Raw genomic sequence first — 1,362 nt, 5'->3', positions numbered from 1 at the left:
CTCATTGTCGGCCCGCTCGCCGGCGGCGGCAAGTGCCTCAAGTTCCGTGCCGCTGATCGAATAGCTCTCCGCCAGCACCGCCTTGAACCGCTCCCACTCGACATCCTGGCGCACGCCATCGGCATTCATCACATGGTAGAGCAGCGCCGAGGCGGCGATGCGCGGATCGTCCGTGCTGGCACGAGTGCCGGCGCCGGCCGGCAAATCCCTGAGAAACGACAGAACGCGTTCAAACATAGATCCATACCCCAACGGCCTGACGGCCTGCCCAACTCAAAACAATCGAAACCGGCGCGGCGATTTCTCCGCTTCCTCGTCCGGATCGACGCCGGGATCGTCCGGCAACCGCGCAAGCTCCTCGGCCGGATCGACGCCCTCGGCATCGCTCGGCACCGCGGCGAAGGCCGCTGCCGTGATCGGCCTGACATGATCTTCTTCGCGACTTTCAGCTTGCTTGCCCGCCGACGTCTCGCCACCGGCGTCATCGATCACCTCGATCGGCCCTTTTTCGCTCGTCGGCTTTGCCAATGCTTCGATGACCGGCGCCGCACCGGCTGGCACGTCATCATGGCTGTCGATCAACTGGCCGAGACGCTCCATCGGCGCACGCCACTCGAAGGCGTCGAGCCGGCCGGTGATCGGCGACACCGGCGCCCAGCGTTCCGATACCACGCCGTCTGCGACCCAGGCCGGATCGCGCGGCGCCCGCACCGCCCTGGATAGCAGCTGCCGCACCTTGCCCTGATCGCCGGTTTCGGCCTCCTCGATGTCTGCGAGCAGCAGATACGCGCCCTCGCGGCGGTCCATCCGGATCGCCGCCTCGGCCTCGCGGCGGGCGGTCGAGAAATCCTGCGCGTCGAGCGCGGCGCGCGCCACCGTCATCGACGATTCGGCGTGGTTCTTCTTCATTTCCTGCAGCTTCTTCGCCCGGTTGAGGCGGTCGAGCACGGCGTCGCCCGGCCTTGCATGGGTATAGAGCTCTGCGACCTCCGGATGCGGCTCGGCCTTCCAGGCCGCCTCGAGTATCTTCGAGCCCTTGCGCACATCGTTCTGCTTGAACAATGCGGCCGCGGCGGCAACGGCGGCGGGCGCGAAGTCCGGCCGCAGCTTGTTGGCCTCGATCGCCGCAGTCCTGGCGGCGGCGGGATCGCTGTCGGCAAGCGCCTGCGCCTTGGCGGTCAACAGAACGGCGCGGCGGCGGTTGGCGGCATCGCGTTCGATCTGCCGTGTCGATTTCTGCGCGTCGACCAGTTTCAGGGCGCCGTCCCAGTCGCCGCGCGCGGTCAACTCTTCCAGCGTCGATTCCGCCGCCCAGGCCAGTTGCGGCGCCATCACCGCGGCGCGGCCGGCATAATGCCTGGC

At 67.9% G+C, this 1,362-nt stretch carries 2 protein-coding genes; both read right to left on the bottom strand.

What is annotated here, in order from left to right; translation table 11 throughout:
* On the bottom strand, window positions 1–237 hold a 237-nt coding region (locus EN749_RS35830; RefSeq protein WP_189367976.1), incomplete at its 3' end, for a TerB family tellurite resistance protein.
* 36 nt (window positions 238–273) lie between these two features.
* A partial coding sequence (locus EN749_RS35825; protein WP_128364940.1) for a heme biosynthesis protein HemY occupies window positions 274–1,362 on the bottom strand: 1,089 nt, incomplete at its 5' end.

Source organism: Mesorhizobium sp. M7A.F.Ca.ET.027.02.1.1, assembly GCF_004022985.1.
Taxonomy (GTDB): domain Bacteria; phylum Pseudomonadota; class Alphaproteobacteria; order Rhizobiales; family Rhizobiaceae; genus Mesorhizobium.
The sequence above is the reverse complement of the archived record's forward strand: the minus strand, read 5'-3'. Positions and strand labels throughout refer to the sequence as shown.